12 protein-coding genes and 1 other RNA gene are annotated in these 15,756 nt (G+C 74.6%); 8 read left to right on the top strand and 5 right to left on the bottom strand.

Going from position 1 to position 15,756, the window contains the following annotated elements:
• Window positions 1-63 precede the first annotated feature (63 nt).
• The gene (locus IF43_RS0117895) at window positions 64-3,753 is read right to left on the bottom strand and encodes an FHA domain-containing protein (protein WP_030201260.1); all 3,690 of its coding nucleotides are present in this window, start codon (window positions 3,751-3,753) and stop codon (window positions 64-66) included.
• A gap of 481 nt (window positions 3,754-4,234) precedes the next feature.
• Here IF43_RS0117895 and IF43_RS0117890 point away from each other — a divergent pair, with 481 nt between their 5' ends.
• Entirely contained in the window at window positions 4,235-6,070 is a 1,836-nt protein-coding gene (locus tag IF43_RS0117890) for a serine/threonine-protein kinase (RefSeq protein WP_030201258.1), read from the top strand.
• A 302-nt stretch (window positions 6,071-6,372) separates the two neighbouring features.
• Window positions 6,373-7,647, top strand: a complete 1,275-nt coding sequence (locus IF43_RS0117885; protein ID WP_030201257.1) for a serine/threonine-protein kinase — start codon at window positions 6,373-6,375, stop codon at window positions 7,645-7,647.
• Between the two features lie 141 nt (window positions 7,648-7,788).
• Here IF43_RS0117885 and IF43_RS0117880 read toward each other — a convergent pair whose 3' ends face one another.
• Complete coding sequence (locus IF43_RS0117880) at window positions 7,789-8,808, bottom strand: isopenicillin N synthase family oxygenase (protein WP_030201255.1); 1,020 nt, start codon at window positions 8,806-8,808, stop codon at window positions 7,789-7,791.
• Window positions 8,809-9,372: 564 nt separating this feature from the next.
• Here IF43_RS0117880 and prfB point away from each other — a divergent pair.
• Window positions 9,373-10,485: a peptide chain release factor 2 gene (gene prfB / locus IF43_RS0117875; protein WP_030201252.1), complete on the top strand. Its 1,113-nt coding sequence runs from the start codon at window positions 9,373-9,375 to the stop codon at window positions 10,483-10,485.
• Window positions 10,486-10,668: 183 nt separating this feature from the next.
• Here prfB and IF43_RS0117870 read toward each other — a convergent pair whose 3' ends face one another.
• Window positions 10,669-10,851: a hypothetical protein gene (locus IF43_RS0117870; RefSeq protein WP_030201249.1), complete on the bottom strand. Its 183-nt coding sequence runs from the start codon at window positions 10,849-10,851 to the stop codon at window positions 10,669-10,671.
• A gap of 247 nt (window positions 10,852-11,098) precedes the next feature.
• Here IF43_RS0117870 and ftsE point away from each other — a divergent pair, with 247 nt between their 5' ends.
• The 5 genes from ftsE (at window position 11,099) to ssrA (ending at window position 15,080) form a co-directional block, all read left to right on the top strand.
• Complete coding sequence (gene ftsE / locus IF43_RS0117865; protein ID WP_030201247.1) at window positions 11,099-11,788, top strand: cell division ATP-binding protein FtsE; 690 nt, start codon at window positions 11,099-11,101, stop codon at window positions 11,786-11,788.
• A 36-nt stretch (window positions 11,789-11,824) separates the two neighbouring features.
• Window positions 11,825-12,748: a permease-like cell division protein FtsX gene (ftsX, locus tag IF43_RS0117860; protein ID WP_030201237.1), complete on the top strand. Its 924-nt coding sequence runs from the start codon at window positions 11,825-11,827 to the stop codon at window positions 12,746-12,748.
• Between the two features lie 67 nt (window positions 12,749-12,815).
• A complete protein-coding gene (locus IF43_RS0117855; protein ID WP_030201235.1) occupies window positions 12,816-14,030 on the top strand; it encodes a S41 family peptidase in 1,215 nt (404 codons plus the stop codon).
• An 18-nt stretch (window positions 14,031-14,048) separates the two neighbouring features.
• Window positions 14,049-14,534 (top strand): SsrA-binding protein SmpB, encoded by a 486-nt coding sequence (gene smpB, locus IF43_RS0117850; RefSeq protein ID WP_030201231.1) that lies wholly within the window; start codon window positions 14,049-14,051, stop codon window positions 14,532-14,534.
• A gap of 154 nt (window positions 14,535-14,688) precedes the next feature.
• Window positions 14,689-15,080: a transfer-messenger RNA gene (gene ssrA / locus IF43_RS38715) on the top strand.
• Window positions 15,081-15,218: 138 nt separating this feature from the next.
• Here ssrA and IF43_RS0117845 read toward each other — a convergent pair.
• A complete protein-coding gene (locus tag IF43_RS0117845; protein WP_030201228.1) occupies window positions 15,219-15,491 on the bottom strand; it encodes a type II toxin-antitoxin system Phd/YefM family antitoxin in 273 nt (90 codons plus the stop codon).
• A 93-nt stretch (window positions 15,492-15,584) separates the two neighbouring features.
• On the bottom strand, window positions 15,585-15,752 hold the full coding sequence (locus tag IF43_RS41685) for a hypothetical protein (RefSeq protein WP_158939390.1): 168 nt from the start codon (window positions 15,750-15,752) through the stop codon (window positions 15,585-15,587).
• Between the last annotated feature and the right edge of the window lie 4 nt (window positions 15,753-15,756).

Genomic DNA, 15,756 nt, shown 5'->3' with positions numbered 1-15,756 from the left:
CGGCACCCGACCCGGCCGGGACCCGACCCGGCCGGGACCCGACCCGGCCGGGGCCGGACCCTCCTAAGGCGCCGCAGGAAAGAGCACCGGTACGGCCGACACCAGATGCGACGCCCGGTCCAGCGCACTGGCGAGCAGCGCCAGATCCGTGGGCCCGTTCCCCAGCTCCCGCACCGGCCTCCGGGCCGGCGGGTCCCCCATCCGCTCCCACTCCACCGGCACCACCGTCGGCCGCTGCGTCGCCGTACGGGGTATCCGCCCCGTCACCCGCCCGCCCTGGAACGACGTGGTCCGCCCGTCCGGGTACCGCAGCACCCCCCGCCCCGGCGCGGGCCGGTCCGCCCCGCCCCCGGTCGCCGGTACGGACGCCAGCTCGACCCGCAGCCCCGCGGCCCGGCCCAGCTCCGTGTCCGCCGTACGGTCCGGTCTCGACGTGGTGGCCACCAGGTGCACGCCGAGCCGCGCCCCGTCCCGGGCCACCGCCTCCAGCGCGCGCACGACCGACCCCGCGGCCGGCCGGCCCGTACTGCCCAGGGCGGGGGCGACCAGCGCGTCGTAGTCGTCCACCAGCACCACCAGCCGCGGCAGCGGCGTCGGGCCCACTTCCGTCCGGACGGCCGCGGCGCGCAGCCGCAGGGTGCCCGTGCGCGCCGGATCGAGGTCGCCGGTCGACTCCGCCGGGCCGGGCCGGCGCGGGGCCACCACCCGGGCCGCCCCCTCGCGGCCCTCGGGCAGCGCCCGGGCCGCGTGCCAGTCGGCGAACGGCACCCCGTCCAGCAGCTCCGCCCGCCGCTTGAGCTCCGCGCCCAGGGCCTGGGCGAACTCGCGCATCCGCACCGGGTCCGCGGCCACCAGGTGCGCCGACACGTGCGGCAGCTCCGTGCACGGCTGGAGGCCCCCGCCGCGCTCGCCGCCCGCCCCGTCGAGCAGCACGAGACCCAGCCGGTCCGGGCGGGCGCCCGCGGCCAGCGAGGCCGCGACGGAGCGCAGCAGCTCGGTGCGGCCACTGCCGGGCGGACCCTCGATGAGCAGGTGCGGGCCCTCGGCGACGAGTTCGGCGCCCACCGGCCCCCGGCGGCCGCCGCCCAGCACCAGCTCGGCGAGCCCGCCGACCTCCTGGCCCTGTTCGGTGGCCGCGGCCCAACGGGCCATCAGGGACGCGGGCGTGGCCCGGGCCAGGCCCAGCTCGTCCAGCAGCCGGGCCGCGGCGGGCAGCGCCGCGGCGGCCGGCCGCTGCGGTTCCGGGCCCGCGCAGTCCGCGCGCAGCGGGGCCAGGGCGCGGGCGAACCGCTCGGCCCACGCGGCCGAGACCGCGTCGGCCGTGACCAGCTGCCCGTGCCCGGCGGGCCGGCCGCCCCGGACGGGCAGGAACCGTACGGCCGTGGCGACGTCGCCGCTGAGCAGGGCGGCCGCACCGCATTCGCGGAAGGCGGGGGAGGCGGCGCAGGCGGTCTCGTACGTCTCGTCCAGCGGCGAGGCGGGCGAGGCCGAGGGCGCCTCGGCGAGGCACAGGACGTGGACGCCCGCCGCCGGACCGTGCCCCGCGAGCCGCGCGACGGTGTCGCGCAGCGGGCCCGGGCCGGGGTCCCCGTCGAGCACGAGCACGGTGTACGGGCCCGTGTACGCGGCGGCGGCCGCGGCGACCGCCTCCCGGGGCTGCGAGGCCCACTGGGGGCCGAGGGCACCCTCGTCCAGCCGCCGGGTGAGCTCCGCGGTCCGGGCGGCGGCCTGGTCCTTGTCGTACGCGAGCAGCAGCCGGCAGTCCTGGCCGTGTCCGGGGCGCACGTGCGGCAGCCAGCCGAGCCAGGCCCACTCCGCGCGGCGGTCCGGGAGCGGCCGCGCCCGGTCGGTGCTGATCAGCACGATCTCCAGGTCCCGCGGGGCGTGCAGGGCGGCGAGCTGCGCCAGTACGGAGCGGGCCAGCCCGGCGAGCCGGGCCCGGGGGCCGGCCAGGCCCAGTCCCCCGCAGGAGCGCAGCGGCGCGGCGACGCCGAAGCCGAGGCGCACCTCCAGCGCTTCGGGGTGCCGGCGGCCGCGCTCCCACAGCCGGGGGCCGGGGCCGAGGGCGGTCAGCAGCAGCTCCGCCGCGTCGGGGCGGTGGTCGTCGGTACGGGTGTCGGGGGCGGCGGGGGCCTGCTCGGGTCCGGCGGCGGTCTCCTGCCCGTCCCGTCCCGCCCACCGCCGTGCCCAGGCCCCGAGCCCGCGCTTCCGCCGCGGTGCCTCCGCGGCCTCGTCCGCGCGGCCGGCGGGGGTACCGGCGGCCGGCCCGCCGTCGGGGAGGCCCGGTGCCACGCCTCCGGGCACCCGCGGACCTCCGCCTGCGGGGCCGGGGGCGGAGCGGGGGTGCTGGGCGCCGGTCGCGGTGCCCGGGGTCTGCGCCCGGGGGGCCGTGGAGGGGTGGCCGGGTCCGGCGGCGGGGTGCTGCGGGGCGTGCCCGGGGTGCTGCGGGGCGGACGCCTGCGCGCCCGGGACCGAGCGGTGGCCGGGGGAGGGCTGCTGGGGGATGTGCCCGTAGTGCTGCGGCGCCGCGGTGGAGACCGGGGCGGCCGGGTGCGGGCCGGCCGCCGGGTGCGGGCCGGCCGTCGGGTGGTCGGGGCGGTGCCCGGCACGGCCGGGGCCGGCGGGCTGCGCGGCGGGCGGGCCCTCGGCGGGGATGCCGGCGTCCCGTGCGGGTCCGTGGCCGGCGCCGGCGGGCTGTCCGTGCCCGCCGGCCGGGCCCCGGGCGGCGTCGGCGTACGTCCGGCCGCGCCCCTGCGTGGCCTGGTGGTCGGGGTCCGCGGGACCGTGCCCGGTGGTGCCCCGGTCGGCGTACGGGTCGACGAGGTGCGTGGCGGAGCTGATCGTCCCGTACCGCCGGCGGACCGGGGGCTCGTCGGCCTCCGCGTCCTCGGCCACGGGGTGCTGGCGGGCGTGCGGTGTCGGCGCGGCCGCCGCGGTCGCGTGACCGGGGGCGCCGGCCGGGCCGGTGTCGACGGCCCCCGGGACCCGGTGGCCGTGCGTGTGGTCGCCCGACGGGACGGGGGACGCGGGGCGGCCGCCGCCGGAGCCTGCCGTGCCGGCGCCGCCGGCCCCCGGTCCGCTGCCGCCGGGAGCGGCGCCCGCCCCCTCCGGGTCGCCGGGGACGTGGACGCGCAGGTGGCCCTCGGCGTCCGGGGTCGTCGCGAGGGCCGCGACCGCGGTCGGGGGCGCCAGGCGCAGGGTGGACTCGCCCACGCGCAGCAGCGCGCCCGGCGGCAGCGCGACGGGCGTGCGCCCGAGCGGGCGGCCGTCGAGGACGGTGCCGTTGGTGGAGTCCAGGTCGGCCACCGCGACCCGGCCGTCCTCGGCCACGGTCACCGCGCAGTGCACGCGCGAGACGTCGGGGTCGTCCAGCGGCACGTCGGCGTCGGCGGAGCGGCCGACGCTGATCCGGCCGCCGTGCAGCAGGTGCACGCCGCCCGCGTCCGGGCCGGCCACCACGTGCAGCCGCGCCGCGGCGTCGTCGGCCGGGTCGTCCTCGCAGGCCGGCACGTGCAGGGACAGCACCGCCCCGTCGACCAGGGGCGGTTCGCCGAGTATCCGGCGCTGCGGGTCGAGCCGGTCCTGACCGGCGTAGAGGATCACGGTGCCGCCCGTGTCGGGGCCGCCGACGGTCGCGGCCAGGCCCGAGGCCACCGCGGCCAGCGGAGTGCCGGCCGGCGCGGTCACGAGCACGTCACAGGTCGCGGTCTGGTGGCCGCTGCGCGGCCCCAGGACGGTGAGCCGGATCTGCATGGCCCTCAGCGGTCCCTTCTGCGCGGTGCGCCCGGGTGCACCGCCGTGCCCCGGCAGGGAACGGGCCCGCTGTCCCTGGATCCCCCCGCCCGGCACGGGCGTGCGACGCCCGGTCAGGTCTGCCGGACCGGGGAGCTCCCGACTCCGCGGTTCCGTACGGGATGCATCCTCGCACTTGCCGCCGACAACACGCCCGGCACCCGCCAACAAATGATCTTGATCGATCGTCCCGCCGTGCAAATCCGGACGTGAACCGTCACACATCCGTCGTCATGGGCGCCCCGGCGCGCGCCCCGGGGCGTCCTCGCGCCGATGCGCCCCTGGTGGTGCCGCCGACCTGCCGCGATCGCGGGGCGCGGGTCCCGGTGGTGATCACCCGCCGCACATATGTACGGCAACCAACACTCCGAGCCCCGCGTCTTCCGGGGTGCCACCCCCTAAAGTGGCACGGAACGAAAACTGACAGCAGGGAGCGCGTGACGTGCGGCCAGTCGGCAGCAAGTACCTCCTGGAGGAGCCGCTGGGTCGCGGTGCCACCGGGACCGTCTGGCGTGCCCGCCAGCGGGAGACCGCGGGCGCCGAGGCGGCCGTGCCCGGTCAGCCCGGGGAGACCGTCGCCATCAAGGTGCTCAAGGAGGAGCTCGCCAACGACGCCGACGTCGTGATGCGCTTCCTGCGCGAGCGCTCGGTCCTGCTCCGCCTGACCCACCCCAACATCGTGCGCACCCGCGACCTCGTCGTGGAGGGCGACCTGCTGGCCCTGGTCATGGACCTGATCGACGGTCCGGACCTGCACAAGTACCTGCGCGAGAACGGCCCGTTCACACCGGTCGCCGCCAGCCTGCTCACCGCCCAGATCGCCGACGCGCTCGCCGCCAGCCACGCCGACGGCGTCGTCCACCGCGACCTCAAGCCCGCGAACGTCCTGGTCGACGAGCGGGACGGCCGGATGCGGCCGATGCTGACCGACTTCGGCATCGCCCGCCTGGCGGACTCCCCGGGCCTGACCCGCACCCACGAGTTCGTCGGCACCCCCGCCTACGTCGCCCCCGAGTCCGCCGAGGGCCGCCCGCAGACCTCCGCCGTCGACATCTACGGCGCCGGCATCCTGCTCTACGAGCTGGTCACGGGCCGGCCCCCGTTCGCGGGCGGCACCGCGCTGGAGGTCCTGCACCGCCACCTCAGCGAGGAGCCGCAGCGCCCCTCCACGCTGCCCGAACCGCTGTGGACCGTCATCGAGCGCTGCCTGCGCAAGGAGCCGGACGAGCGGCCCAGCGCCCAGAGCCTGGCCCGCGGCCTGCGCGTGGTCGCGGCGGGCATCGGCGTGCACTCCTCCCCGTCCGAGGTCGAGGCCGCCCTCGGCGTGGGCGCGCTGCTCGCGCCGGACCCGGCGCCGGCGCCGGTCCCCGAGACCCCGGGAGCGGCCGACGCGACGCAGGTGCTGCCCAGCGGCTCCGCCGCGCCGGGCTCCTCGTACGGCGCCCAGGGCGCGTACGACCCGAACGCCGCGACCTCCGTGCTGCCGCCGATCGGCGCCCCGGGCGGCCCCGGCGGCTCCGAGGACGCGACCTCCGTCCTGCCGCCGGTGGGTGCCGGCGCGGGCGCCCCGCAGGCCGACCCCACGGCCGTCATGCCGCCCGTCGAGCGGCCGGACAACCCGCACCCGTGGCAGTCGCAGCTGCAGGCGGCCCGCGAGCGCAACGAGCAGACGCAGATCCAGTACCTCGACCCCAGCGAGGACCCGCTGCGCCGTCGCCCGCAGCGCCAGGCGCCGCCGCCGCCGGCCCGACCGCAGCAGGCGCCGCGGCGACCCCAGCCGTACAACCAGGCCCCGCAGCAGGGGTACCAGCAGCCCTACCAGCCGCCGCAGCAGCAGCAGCACCCGCAGCGGCCGTACCCGCCGCAGCCCCCGCACTACCAGGCCCCGCAGCAGCCGGCCCAGCCGTACCGGCAGGCCCCGCCGCCCGCGTACCAGCAGGCGCCCCAGCCCCAGCCGTACCAGGCTCCCCCGGCCGCCCCGCAGCGGCCGCAGGCCCCGGCACGGCCCGCGCCCGAGCCGCGCGAGCCGCGCCGCCGCAGTGCGAACCCGATGCGGATCCCTGGCCTGGGCTGCCTCAAGGGCTGCCTGTTCACGATCCTGCTCTTCTTCGTCGCGGGCTGGCTCATCTGGGAGCTGACGCCGCTGCAGGAGTGGATCGGCACCGGCAAGGGCTGGTGGGACCAGCTGTGGAGCTGGGGCTCCGACATCGTCGACTTCGTCGGCGACCTCGGGAGCAGCGTCAGCGGCGGTGGCGGCGGGAGCTCCGCCGGCTCCTGACGCGCCCGCCCCGGTCCGGCCCGGACCGGGGACCCCGTGCACGCCGCACCCGAAGGCCGCACCCGGCATCCCGCCGGTGCGGCCTTCGGCGTTCCCCGGGGTCCCGGGCGGGGGCGCCGGCCGGGTCCTCCGGTCCCCCTTCGGGCCCGCGGCACGCCGGGTTCGGGGACCGAGTTCGTAGATTTGTCGACTTCTGGGACGTGATTTCGCCCGCAGAAGTGAAGGTCGCCGCGATCCGGGGCCTCCAACCCCCTCCCGGCCGCGTAGCTTTGGTCCGTACGCCAGCCGCTGAGGGAGCAGTCGTGGCACGGAAGATCGGCAGCCGGTACACCGCCCACCAGATCCTGGGGCGCGGCAGTGCCGGCACGGTGTGGCTGGGCGAGGGGCCGGACGGGCCCGTCGCCGTCAAGCTGCTCCGCGAAGACCTCGCGTCCGACCAGGAGCTGGTCGGCCGTTTCGTCCAGGAGCGCAGCGCGCTGCTCGGCCTCGACCACCCGAACGTCGTGGGCGTGCGCGACCTCGTCGTGGACGGCGACGACCTCGCGCTCGTCATGGACCTCGTCCGCGGTACGGACCTGCGCACCCGGCTCGACCGCGAGCGCCGGCTGGCCCCCGAGGCCGCGGTCGCGATCGTGGCCGACGTGGCCGACGCGCTCGCCTTCGCGCACCGGGCCGGCGTGGTGCACCGCGACGTCAAACCGGAGAACGTCCTCCTCGACATGCAGGGGCCGCTCGGCCCCGGCGGGGCGCACCCGGCGCTGCTCACCGACTTCGGCGTGGCCAAGCTGATCGACACGCCCGCGCGGGCGGGGGCCGGCACGTCCGGGCCGACCTCCTCCCGGACGCGGATCATCGGTACGCCCGACTACCTCGCGCCCGAGATCGTCGAGGGCCTGCCGCCGCGGGCGGCGGTGGACATCTACGCCCTCGCGACGGTGCTCTACGAGCTGCTCGCCGGATTCACGCCGTTCGGCGGCGGGCACCCCGGGGCGGTGCTGCGCCGGCACGTCACGGAGACCGTCGTCCCGCTGCCCGGCATCCCCGACGAGCTGTGGCAGCTGATGGTCCAGTGCCTGGCCAAGGCCCCCGCGTCCCGGCTGCGGGCCTCCGAGCTGTCCGTGCGGCTGCGGGACCTGCTGCCGATGCTGGCGGGGATGCCGCCGCTGGACGTGGACGAGCCGGACGACGTGGAGGAGGAGCGGGAGCCGGCGCACGACGAGGCGCCGCAGGCCGCCGGGGACGGCGAGCCGGTGCGGCGGCGCGGGGCGGTGCCGCTGGTGCGGGGCTCCTCGGCGGACTCCAACCGCGACACGCACACCTCGATGCGGGTGCCCGGGCCCGACGAGCTCGCGGGCGGGGCGCTCGGGACGGCCCGGGTGCCGCGGGCGGCGGGGGCGCCGAGGCCGGGGTCCGCGCGGCACCGGGCGGACGCGGTCCGCAAGCGGCGGCTCGTCCTGACGACGGTGTCGCTGCTGCTCGCCGCGGCGGTCGGGGTCGGGTGGCTGGCCGCCTCCGCGGACGACTCGTCCGCGCCGCCCTCTTCCGGCACGGAGCGCTCGGCCCCCTCGACCCCCTGACCCTCCCGACTCCGGGCCCTGGCGCTGCGCGCCGGGTGCGCTCAAACGCCGCGCGGGCCGGATGTGCCGGTGGCAGTTCCGGCCCCGCCGGCGTTCGAGGCGCGGCGGCGGGGCGGAGTCCCGGGGGCGGCGGCGTCGGGGTTACGCCGCGAGGAGCTCCGGGTGCCACTTGCGGGCTACCGCGGGGTGGGCCCGTACCCAGCCCTTGAGCTCGTTGCGGCCGTACTCCGCGTGCAGCGGGTTCGACGCGTCGTGCGCGACGCCCGGCGCGTGCGCCAGGTAGTCGCCCGGGACGGTGTCGATCACGGCGTCGAGCCGCGGGTTGTAGAAGAACGGCACAGAGAAACGTTCCGTCGCACCAGGAGGGCTCACCACCCGGTGGTCCGTGGCGGTCAGGTACCCCTCCGTCGCGATCTCCAGCAGCTCACCCAGGTTCACCACGAACGCCCCCGGCAGCGGCGGCACGTCCACGAATCCGCCGTCCTTGACGACCTGGAGGCCGCCCACCGAGTCCTGCAGCAGCAGAGTCAGGAACCCGTAGTCCTTGTGCGCGCCCACACCCTGGTCGGCGCCCGACGGCGCGGACCCGGGGTAGCGGATCAGCTTGGTGTGCAGGTGGGGCCGGTCGAAGGCGGCGTCGAAGAAGTCCGCGGGCGCCCCGATCGAGGCGAGCAGCTCCTGCAGCAGCCGGTGCGCGACCGCCGCCAGCCGCCGCTGCCAGTCCAGCACCACCGTCCGCAGCTCCGGCAGCGCCTCGGGCCACTGGTTCGGCCCCTCCAGCCACAGGTACGCCGGGTCGGCCGGCCCGACGGCCGGGGCGGCCCGCTCGGCGCCCACGTCGAGCTGGTCGCGCCAGTCGGAGGCGCCGCCGGTGAGCTCGTGGCCGATGCGGGTGTAGCCGCGGAAGTGCGGGGAGTTCAGGTTGCTGACAGCCAGCCGGTCTGCCTCCGGCAGGGCGAAGAACGCCCTGGTCACATCAAGGATGCGGGCCATCTCGGCCTCGCTCACGCCGTGGCCGGTCAGGTGCAGGAACCCGGTGTCGCGGGCCGCCGCGTGCAGCTGCCGGCGGAAGTCCTCGCGGGTGGCGGGATCGTCGGCCAGGGAGAGGTCGAGGACCGGGAGGGAGGAGGTGAGGGAGGAGGAGGGGTGCGCGGACGACATGACGGCTCCGTTTCGGATGTCACGGGGCCCTGTTCCCCCAAGGGTGGCGGGGCGCGGCGAGGAGGGACCCACGGCGTGAAGGGGTAGGGGCCGTGGGCTGCGTGACCGCGGAACAGGACCGAAGCAGACGGAAAGGAAAGCTGAGGTTCAGTCCGGCGGCTGACAGCTCATGGTGGTGACGCGCATGTAGTCCACGTGGCGTCGCATCACGAGCAGAAGAGTCATAAGCGAAGGGTACGCCGGGTCCCCCGCCGGTGCCCCGGGTGCGGACAGGTACGTCCGTATACCGGACGCGCCCCTTGTCGCACCCGGGGTCCGGGCTCCCGCGCGCCTCCCGAGATGCGGGTTCGTGACCTTCCGTACGGCCGTCCGACGGCAGGTGGGGGGCCTCGGGGCGGCAGCGGGGCCGGGGTCCGAGAGGGCTCCGTACGGCCCCCGGACGGGCGCCGCCGCACCTCCCCGGCACCCCCGGGGCGGCCTGCGCGCCGCTCCCGTGCGCCCCCGGTGCGCCCCCGTCGTGGTACTCCGGGGAACGTCGGGCCCGGCAGCCGTTACGCTGGACCCGTGGCAGTCGTCGATGTTTCCGAAGAGCTGAAGTCCCTCTCCTCGACCATGGGGTCGATCGAGGCCGTCCTGGACCTCGACAAGATGAGGGCAGACATTGCCGTGCTCGAGGAGCAGGCCGCCGCCCCGTCCCTGTGGGACGACCCGGAGGCCGCCCAGAAGATCACGAGCAAGCTTTCGCACCTCCAGGCCGAGGTCCGCAAGACCGAGACCCTGCGCGGCCGCATCGACGACCTCGCGGTCCTCTTCGACCTCGCGGAGGAGATGGACGACGCGGACACCCGCGCCGAGGCCGAGGCCGAGCTCGTCGCCGTGCGCAAGGCGCTGGACGAGATGGAGGTCCGCACCCTGCTCTCCGGCGAGTACGCCGAGCGCGAGGCGCTGGTCAACATCCGCGCCGAGGCCGGTGGCGTGGACGCCTCCGACTTCGCCGAGCGCCTCCAGCGCATGTACCTGCGCTGGGCCGAGCGGCACGGCTACGCGACCGAGGTGTACGAGACCTCGTACGCGGAAGAGGCCGGCATCAAGTCGACCACCTTCGTGGTCAAGGCCCCGTACGCCTACGGCACGCTCTCCGTCGAGCAGGGCACCCACCGCCTGGTGCGCATCTCGCCCTTCGACAACCAGGGCCGCCGCCAGACCTCCTTCGCGGGCGTCGAGGTGCTCCCGGTCGTCGAGACCAGCGACCACGTCGAGATCGACGAGTCCGAGCTGCGCGTGGACGTCTACCGCGCCTCCGGCCCCGGCGGCCAGGGCGTCAACACGACCGACTCGGCCGTGCGCATCACGCACCTCCCGACCGGCATCGTGGTCTCCTGCCAGAACGAGCGCTCGCAGATCCAGAACAAGGCCAGCGCCATGAACGTCCTCCAGGCCAAGCTGCTCGAGCGGCGCCGCCAGGAGGAGCAGGCCAAGATGGACGCGCTCAAGGACGGCGGCAGCTCCTGGGGCAACCAGATGCGCTCCTACGTCCTGCACCCGTACCAGATGGTCAAGGACCTGCGCACCGAGTTCGAGGTCGGCAACCCGCAGGCCGTGCTCGACGGCGAGATCGACGGCTTCCTGGAGGCGGGCATCCGCTGGCGCAAGCAGCAGGAGACCGTCCAGAGCTGACGCGGACGAGCCTGACGCGGACGAGCCTGGCGCGGACCCGCGCGAGCAGGCGGCAGGCAGGTAGGGGAAAGGGCCCGGAAGCGATGCTTCCGGGCCCTTTCCGCTACCTGCATACGATCGGCGTGATGGGCGAGCTGCGCCCGCATCCCCGCGAAGCCGTCGCTGACGCGCGGAACGCGCTGGTCAGCGCGCGAGCAGGGCCACGGCGGCCGCCAGGACCGCGAGGAGCGCGACGAGCGCCATCGGGTTGAGACCGGCGAAGGGGCTCTCCTGCTGGAGGCGCTCCCGGTTCGCCCGGCACACCGGGCAGCGACCCTCGCTCACGGGTGCCGCGCAGTTCGCGCACACGAGCCGGTCATATGTCATGCGCCATCCTCCTCTCGTCCCTCCACAGAACGCTGTCGGGAACGGGACGGTTCCCACTACCACTGTGCCAGCTCCCGCGACATTCGGCGCGGCCCGTCGGGGCAATCGCCACCCCGGCCGCCCGCGCACCGGACGTATCCGCACAGATAACGGGGACATATCAGGCATCTCCGGTCGCAGGCTGCCACCCTCGCGCCGGGTCGCGTATGGTCACGCACACCTACTCCCGGCCGACCGTGGTGCACCCGTGATCCGATTCGACAGCGTCTCCAAGTCCTACCCGAAGCAGAACCGCCCCGCCCTGCGGGACGTGTCCCTCGAGATCGAGAAGGGCGAGTTCGTCTTCCTCGTCGGCTCCTCCGGCTCGGGCAAGTCCACCTTCCTGCGGCTGATCCTCCGCGAGGAGCGGGCCAGCCACGGCCAGGTGCACGTGCTCGGCAAGGACCTCGCCAGACTCTCCAACTGGAAGGTGCCGCACATGCGGCGCCAACTGGGGACCGTCTTCCAGGACTTCCGCCTCCTGCCCAACAAGACGGTGGCGCAGAACGTCGCCTTCGCCCAGGAGGTCATCGGCAAGCCGCGCGGCGAGATCCGCAAGGCCGTGCCGCAGGTCCTCGACCTGGTCGGCCTGGGCGGCAAGGAGGACCGCATGCCCGGCGAGCTCTCCGGTGGTGAGCAGCAGCGCGTGGCGATCGCCCGCGCCTTCGTGAACCGTCCGAAGCTGCTGATCGCGGACGAGCCCACCGGCAACCTCGACCCCCAGACCTCCGTCGGCATCATGAAGCTGCTGGACCGGATCAACCGGACCGGCACCACCGTGATCATGGCGACGCACGACCAGCAGATCGTCGACCAGATGCGCAAGCGCGTCATCGAACTCGAACAGGGCCGACTCGTCCGCGACCAGTCCCGCGGCGTCTACGGCTACCAGCACTGACGCGCGGCGTCTGAACCCCAGCACTGAAAGGACGCCATGCGCGCCCAGTTCGTCCTGTCGGAGATCGGCGTCGGTCTCCGCCGCAATCTCACGATGACCTTCGCGGTCGTCATCTCCGTCGCCCTGTCGCTGGCCCTGTTCGGCGGTTCCCTGCTGATGCGGGACCAGGTCAGCACCATGAAGGGCTACTGGTACGACAAGGTCAACGTCTCGATCTTCCTCTGCAACAAGAACGAGGCGGAGACCGGCGGGAGCCCCACCTGCACCAAGGGTGCGGTGACCCCCGACCAGAAGAAGCAGATCGAGGCCGACCTCAAGAAGATGGACCTGGTCGAGACGGTCCAGTACGAGTCCGCCGACCAGGCCTACAAGCACTACAAGGAGCAGTTCGGCGACTCCCCGCTGGTCACCTCGGTCACCCCGGACCAGATGCAGGAGTCGTTCCGGGTCAAGCTCAAGGACCCCGAGAAGTACAAGGTCATCACCACCGCCTTCGCCGGCCGGGACGGCGTCCAGTCGGTGCAGGACCAGCGCGGTGTCCTCGACAACCTCTTCTCGCTGCTCGACATCCTCAACAAGGCCGCGCTCGGCGTCATGCTCGTGATGCTCGTCGTCGCCCTGCTGCTGATCGTCAACACGGTGCGCGTCTCGGCGTTCAGCCGTCGGCGGGAGACCGGGATCATGCGGCTGGTCGGCGCCTCCAGCTTCTACATCCAGATGCCGTTCATCGCCGAGGCCGCGTTCGCCGGGCTCATCGGCGCCTTCGTGGCCTGCGGGATGCTGGTCTGCGGCCAGTACTTCGTGATCGACCACGGCGTCTCGCTGTCGAAGAAGCTCGAGCTGATCAACTTCATCGGCTGGGACCACGTCGTCACCAAGCTGCCGCTGGTGCTCGCCATCGGCCTGCTGATGCCAGCCATGGCGGCCTTCGTCGCCCTGCGCAAGTACCTGAAGGTGTGACGAGCGCCCCGGGAGCGGAACCGTGAACCGCCGGTTCCGCGCCGGGGGTTGTCCTAGACTCGGCCCCATGCCGGGTGGCTCAGCCTTCTGTGTCCGGCCCCGCGACCTGCGTCGCGGGGCCGCTTTGACGTGGGTCTTACTCGGCGTGCTCGGGACCGCGGCCGCCGGCGGCTGGTGGGACCGCGAACTCCCGCCGGCGCCCTCCGCCGAGGCCGGGGGGCGTACGGGCGCCCAGGGGCGTACGCCGGCGGTGCCGTCGGACGTCGACCCCGCCGCCTACCGCGACGCGGTCGAGCGGGCCGCCGCCGCGGCCGTGGCCGACGGCAAGTCCGGCAAGCAGGCCGCCGAGGACGTGGTCAGCCGCAGCGGCGACCGCTGGGGCGCGGTCTACGACCATGCCGAGTACGCCGAGTTCGAGCAGGCCCTCGACGGCCACTACACCGGCGTCGGGATCTTCGTCGAGCGCGGCCGGGACGGCGTCGTCCGGGTGGCCCGGGTGCAGGCCGGCGGACCCGCCGCACGGGCCGGCGTACGGGCCGGGGACCTGCTGGAGAGCGTCGACGGGCACCGCGCCACGGGCCTGCGGCCCGGCCAGGTGGTCGCGCTCCTGCGCGGCGACGCGCAGCGCGCCGGAGCCGGTACGCCCGTGGTCCTCGTCCTGCGGCGCGGCGCGCGCACGTGGACCGAGACCCTGGTCCGGGAACGGCTCAGCAGCGAACCGGTGACCGTGACGCGGCTGTCGGGCGGGGTCGTGATGATCAAGGTCGGGTCCTTCACCAAGGGCTCCGGCGCGCGGGTCCGCGAGGCCGTGCGCACGGCTCCGGCGGGCGCCGGGGTGCTGCTCGACCTGCGCGGCAACCGCGGCGGCCTGGTCACCGAGGCCGTCGCCGCCGCCTCCGCCTTCCTCGACGGCGGCCTGGTGGCCACGTACGACGTCCGCGGAGCCCAGCGGGCCCTCTACGCGGACCGGGGCGGCGACACCCGGCGGCCGCTGGTGGCCCTGATCGACGGCGGGACGATGAGCGCGGCCGAGCTCGTCACCGGCGCCCTGCAGGACCGCGGACGGGCGGTGACGGTCGGCACCCGGACCTTCGGCAAGGGCTCGGTGCAGATGCCGACCGAGCTGCCGGACGGCTCGGTGGCCGAGCTGACCGTGGGCCACTACCGCACTCCGTCGGGCCGCAGCCTGGACGGCAGGGGGATCAGTCCCGACCTGGTGGCGGCGGACGGCGCGGAGGAGCGGGCGCGAGGAGTATTGGGTGGCCTCGGGGCCGCCCCGTAGTGCGAAAATGACCGCACTATGGCTAAGGAAAAAGGGCGGAAGCTGATCGCCCAGAACAAGAAGGCGCGGCACGACTACGCGATCATCGACACCTACGAGTGCGGTCTCGTCCTGACCGGCACCGAGGTCAAGTCGCTGCGCCAGGGCCGGGCCTCGCTGGTGGACGGCTTCGTGCAGATCGACGGCCACGAGGCGTGGCTGCACAACGTGCACGTGCCGGAGTACAGCCAGGGCACCTGGACCAACCACAGCGCCCGCCGCAAGCGGAAGCTGCTGCTCCACCGGGTCGAGATCGACAAGCTGGAGTCGAAGGCGCAGGAGACGGGTCACACGATCGTGCCCCTCTCGCTGTACTTCAAGGACGGCCGGGCCAAGTGCGAGATCGCGCTGGCGAAGGGCAAGAAGGAGTACGACAAGCGCCAGACGCTGCGCGAGAAGCAGGACCGCCGCGAGACGGCCCGCGCCATCTCGGCCGTCAAGCGCAAGGAGCGCGGCACGCTCTGACCGCCGGGCGCGGTGGTCGTGCCGGCGGTGTTCCGGTGGTGTGCCGGTGCCCGGCCCGGCGGCCGACCCGGAATAGGCTGGCACGGTCGTGCGTTGTTTCTGTACGATGTGCCCTGTGCCTCACGCGTGGGGGCGCAGCTTGATAAATCAACATGGGGATGATCGGTTTCGACAGCGGATGTCGAAGTAGGGGAAGCGAGCCGAGGAAGCGGCAATGATCTCGTTAACCCTGTGTCGCAAAAAATAATCGCCAACACCAAGAGCGATAACTCCCGCTTCGCCCTCGCTGCCTGATTCAGGTAACGAGCAGAAGCCTCTGTGAGGAGCGTCAGCCCGGGCTCGATCCCGACCCGGATCCTGGCGTCAATTAGGGATCTAAACCTCTAACCCCGGTCACGGGGGTCGGAGGGAAACCAAACAGTGACTGAGCCCGTCGGAGACTTGTCCGCGTGATCTCCGGGGCCGAGAAAATCGAAGCGGACTGCGCTCGGAGAAGCCCTCCTTTTGCACCGTTGGACGCGGGTTCGATTCCCGCCATCTCCACTCATCCCATGTGGGCGAAGGCCCCGCAGCCCTCCGGGGCGGCGGGGCCTTCGTCATGTCCGGCCCCGGCCGGGGCGGGCGGGGGCGTCTCAGTCCGAGACTGGAAGTCCTCCCAGGCGTCGGGGTCGAAAGGGACGCTCCTCACTGCTCGCCGGCCAGGCCGTGCAGCTCTTCCATGCTCTTGGTGACGTCGCCGGCGGAGGCGCGGTCGCGGGCGACGGCCTCCATCAGGCGGCGGGCGTTGGCGGGGGAGCGCAGGAGGTGGACGGTCTCCTGCCACGAGTCGTAGTCGTCGGCCGACATCAGGACCGCGTCCCCGGCCTTGGAGCTGATGCGGACCGGGGTGTGGTCGTTGTTCACCCGCTCGATGAGGGGGAACAGGGTCTTGCGGGCCTCGCTCGCGCTTATGGGCATGGCCGACTCCGCTCGCCTGGTACCACAGGTACCGCATTCCGGCACCGTTCGGAGGTGTCCGGTCGTCCTGTGTCGTTCACGGCCCGGGGCGGGTCAGTCGCTGCCGCCGTCGGAGGAGCCGCACGAGTCCGAGGACGAGCCCCAGGTCGAGGAGCTCTTGCCGGACGTGAGGAGCTCCAGGAGGAAGCCCGCGACCGCCGAGGTCACCAGCATCCAGCGAGGGACGTCGTCCTGCTCGGTGGTCGTGTCGTCGTCGCTCATGACC

The organism is Streptomyces sp. NRRL S-87, from assembly GCF_000719335.1.
Lineage (GTDB): Bacteria > Actinomycetota > Actinomycetes > Streptomycetales > Streptomycetaceae > Streptomyces.
The sequence above is the reverse complement of the archived record's forward strand: the minus strand, read 5'-3'. Positions and strand labels throughout refer to the sequence as shown.

Excerpts from the sequence above, each read along its gene's own strand:
- IF43_RS0117895 (WP_030201260.1), bottom strand. The coding sequence starts at position 3,753 with ATGCAGATCCGGCTCACCGTCCTGGGGCCGCGCAGCGGCCACCAGACC.
- IF43_RS0117880 (WP_030201255.1), bottom strand. The coding sequence starts at position 8,808 with ATGTCGTCCGCGCACCCCTCCTCCTCCCTCACCTCCTCCCTCCCGGTC.
- IF43_RS0117870 (WP_030201249.1), bottom strand. The coding sequence starts at position 10,851 with ATGACATATGACCGGCTCGTGTGCGCGAACTGCGCGGCACCCGTGAGC.
- ftsX (WP_030201237.1), top strand. The coding sequence starts at position 11,825 with ATGCGCGCCCAGTTCGTCCTGTCGGAGATCGGCGTCGGTCTCCGCCGC.
- IF43_RS0117855 (WP_030201235.1), top strand. The coding sequence starts at position 12,816 with ATGCCGGGTGGCTCAGCCTTCTGTGTCCGGCCCCGCGACCTGCGTCGC.
- smpB (WP_030201231.1), top strand. The coding sequence starts at position 14,049 with ATGGCTAAGGAAAAAGGGCGGAAGCTGATCGCCCAGAACAAGAAGGCG.
- IF43_RS0117845 (WP_030201228.1), bottom strand. The coding sequence starts at position 15,491 with ATGCCCATAAGCGCGAGCGAGGCCCGCAAGACCCTGTTCCCCCTCATC.
- IF43_RS41685 (WP_158939390.1), bottom strand. The coding sequence starts at position 15,752 with ATGAGCGACGACGACACGACCACCGAGCAGGACGACGTCCCTCGCTGG.